Genomic DNA, 3,775 nt, shown 5'->3' with positions numbered 1-3,775 from the left:
AGTAATGATTTTGACGATAGTGCTACGGTCGCAAATTTGGTAACGGGTGCCATCATAGCCACCAGATCGTTGGCCATTTGCGAATCCATGTTCATGTACTGCGTACCCGCATCCGAGCCAATCACCACCAATGGAGCATGGCCCCTTTTGGCCTGATAGAGCGCCCCAACGGCGTTGCCGATACCGGGAGAACTGTGAAGCTGAACAAGCGTAGGGCGTTGTGAAAAGCGAGCATACCCATCGCCCATCATTACCGCGATGCTTTCCTGAAGCGTTAAAATGTATTTCATTTCGGAATATTCAGCCACGGCATCCAGGAAACCCTGTTCAACCGTACCCGGATTTCCAAACATAAAGTCCATACCGTCGGCCAGGAACTGCTCAACGATTTTCTGGTTTCCTGTTTTACCACCCATATCTTTTTACGCCTTTATCAAGTACTTCTACCAACTGATCGCCAAACTCAAATGAACACTGAAGTGAGCGCGCCGTAATGAATGGATAGTCAACGATCACTGACGTTTCTTTTCCAAAATTTCCGTGGAACTGACCTTCCGGTCCTACCGCATCCGCCAAAATATATTCCAAACAATACGGTGGAGGCCCCATATTCAAGTCGGTATTCAAAAAGCCCGTACCGTCGTGGTAATCGTACTCAATGCAGTGACCGGTCACGTGTTTGCCTTTAATGATGGAAATGCGTTCGTTGAAGTCGCGGGCAAAAACCAGCGGAGCTACCCCGTAACAAATGGCCCCAATCGGCATATTTTTCTTGTAGAAACCCAAAATCAAATCATGGACGCGTTGATTATTTACCATGTCGATAATCGGGCCGCTTCCGCCTACCAACAGGAGTGCCGCGTATTCTTCGGTGAGTTTTTCCTGAGCCACTTTCAGGTCAGCATAGTATTGCTCAAAAGCTCTGAGGAAATTCGGAGTGGAGAAATAAGGTCTTTCCGGCAGCTCTTCTGACAAATTGCGTCTCGCTTCCAAGCGATTGGTCGCTTCAAATGCTTTTACTTTTTCGGCTGCTTCGGGAGTAGTCACGCACACGTCAAGCGGTGGATCTACGTAGGTAGTATCGTAGCTTGGTGGTAATGCCTGCGCCTTTTTACCTTTAGGCGTCATAAATTCAACGGTGTAGCCGGCAGCCTCCAACTTTTCGAGGGGGCCTACTAATTCGACACCCCAGTATCCGTACTCAGACAGGATGGCCAAAACTTTCTTTGACATAAAACTTAGGAATAAAGATGAACTATATGTTAAAGGTTTTTCAATAAACTTCGCCCAATTCTACTTGCAATGCAGACGACCTGGGCATATTTTTTTTTCGTTTCAACGCGATTTCGTGAGCCGTGTCATAATGAGTTCGCATGTTATGCCAACTGAATTTTTCCAAGCCATTTTCTGCCCGAATCCGATCCACTTTATCCTCCGTGTTACGGCGCATCATTTTCACAAACCGGTACATAATGTCAGTCAACTGTTCCACTGATTCTGGGTACGTTTGCGATTCACGATTCACCACATAAATGCCCCGTTCATCGTGATTGGGCATGGTTTGAGTAATATAATGGCCAAAACCTGAAAGGTTGCTCGTCACGGTAGGAACTCCCCTGACCACACATTCTTGAGGAGTATACCCCCAAGGCTCATAAAAACTGGGAAAAATCCCCAAATGACATCCGCAAACAAACTGCCCGTAATCAAGACCAAACAAAGGGTTGGACACGTTAATAAATTCGGGATGATAGACCACCTTAACTTTGTCTAACCGATTGTTAATCAGGTTGGTCCGACGACAATAATCAACAATATCATCTTCCTCCACCATATCGTGCGTTACATAAGCGGGCAATTTTTCGGTTCTCCAATTCAGGATTGTCCTTCCTCTTTTATACTTGACCGATTCATCGACAAAATCATTGAGGTCGGGAAATTGCGTATCGCTGCTCGAAACTACACTTCTAAACAACCGATTTCCTACTTCTTTTTGAATGGATTTACAGGTTGTTTCCAGTTCATTGAGTATCACGTGTGAATTGATCACGCCGGCATTAATCGAACGCACCTTCTGATTAGTGATGATAAACATCACCACAGTAGTGTTCATTCGCGCTTTTTTCATTTTTTTATTCAAAAGAGTAAGAGCTTCGAGAGTCATATCAAACCCTTTATTCTTATATTCATACCGCCCCGAACTGAAAAAATAAATGGTCTTATCTAAGTCAAATGTATAACTCGGAAAGAAATGCCCCATGACAAATTTATGGATGTGCTTACGGTTTTTATGGTGTAAAGTCTCCAGTTCGTATTGAGCAAAATGCTCCAGTTTTATACCGTTTGGCGTTACTAAATCAGGTACTCTTCCCAGAAAATGAATACATTCCTGAGCTACAATGTCGCTGATGGTAGTAAAAGTGCCGGCGCTTTGAGCCGCCATTCGTTCAATGGTCACCTGTGCTTCAATCCCGTAACGACGTGCTTCCTGTAGCCAGTTAAACTTTTCGAGCTTGCTGCGGTACGTTGATTCGTTTTGGGCTATATAGCGCCCTAATAGAGTCGCATGGGTAGTAAATACAGTGGCAATATTTACCTTGTCCGCGTACAATTTCGGTAAACCGCTGCTTGACATCCACTCATGAAAATGAGCAACAACTTCTTCAAAAGGGCTGGTTTCGGCCACAAATTCGACGAGAAAGAGTCGAACCATTTCCCCAAAAGCCATTACTTGATTCACGAGCTCGTCAGAACTAAAATCTCGAATTTGATGATCTTCCTGAAAATCAGACCTGGCTTGGTCAATTCTTGACCGGATACTCTTAATATCGAACAACAGTACTTTGGGCTTACCCGTCACTAACAACCAATATCCGTAATGTACAGTCAATCCCATACTGCGTAACTTTCTAACGACTCTGCCTATTGGGGAATCATCCAACTGGTAAATCGGCTCAAAATCCTCGGCTGCCTGTTTCGCAAAAAAAGGCCCGATCATGCAGTATCTATCTCCCCATTTTTCAATCATGGAAGGAACCTTTGATCGAATAACGGTGTAGATTCCCCCTATCTGGTTACATATCTCCCAGGAAACTTCAAATAATAGCTTTTTCTTCGAATTTGTAATTAAAGAGGTCAATAGAATACTGGTTTTAGAGTTTTCAACAGCTAAAAGGAGAGCATAACCACATATACGAAAGAACAATACGAACGTATCAGTAGATAAGTCGAACGTATCCTCTATTGGGAGTGACAGGTAAACAACAAACACTTCCTTTGAGAAGTGCAGAATCGGGTTTAAATCTTTTAGAACGTTTATGAGTCTTTTAAGTACAAAGAATTACAATTACTATAAGGGGTTAGAGTGTTGAGTAAAAAAAGGTTTTGAGTTTTCTTCTTTAAACATTAATATACCAAAAATCAACGTTAAGCTACGAAATTCCAAATATTCTCAGTCAAAGACCTGTTTTTTCCATGGAAGGTACCTTTTTTAACAGGGAACGCGATGTATCTTAGTTATTCCGTCTAAAAAAACAGTACTTCTACAAAAGAAGCTGAATTGTCTAAAAATATTTTCAAAATAGGAGTATAAAAAGAAATACATAAACAATTAGTAGAATATTCTTTCCATTTTAGGAATATTTTTACATAAAATTGGTTACTGTAAATAATTTGTGCAAACTATATTAGGCAGGTATTTTGAAATATGCGGTTGCGATGGCAAGATTTCGAGAACCTTTTGGGGACCAAGCCATTGCCCTTCGTTTTTGCCTTT

Annotated in this window: 3 protein-coding genes; all 3 read right to left on the bottom strand. The window is 42.3% G+C overall.

Features of this window, described 5'->3' with window-relative positions:
• The coding region (locus tag Q0081_RS20390) for a thiamine pyrophosphate-binding protein (RefSeq protein WP_298357749.1) at positions 1–416 on the bottom strand (416 nt) is incomplete at its 3' end.
• Entirely contained in the window at positions 406–1,233 is an 828-nt protein-coding gene (locus Q0081_RS20385; protein ID WP_298357745.1) for a type 1 glutamine amidotransferase domain-containing protein, read from the bottom strand. The genes Q0081_RS20390 and Q0081_RS20385, both read right to left, overlap by 11 nt.
• 40 nt (positions 1,234–1,273) lie before the next feature.
• Entirely contained in the window at positions 1,274–3,139 is a 1,866-nt protein-coding gene (locus Q0081_RS20380) for a glycogen synthase (RefSeq protein ID WP_298357743.1), read from the bottom strand.
• Between the last annotated feature and the right edge of the window lie 636 nt (positions 3,140–3,775).

This window comes from Runella sp., assembly GCF_027484545.1.
In the GTDB taxonomy this organism is placed as follows: Bacteria; Bacteroidota; Bacteroidia; order Cytophagales; family Spirosomataceae; genus Runella.
Note: the sequence above shows the minus strand (reverse complement) of the source record. Positions and strands in the feature narration are given on the sequence as shown.

Coding starts and splice junctions, on each gene's coding strand:
- Q0081_RS20385 (WP_298357745.1), bottom strand. CDS start 1,233: ATGTCAAAGAAAGTTTTGGCCATCCTGTCTGAGTACGGATACTGGGGT.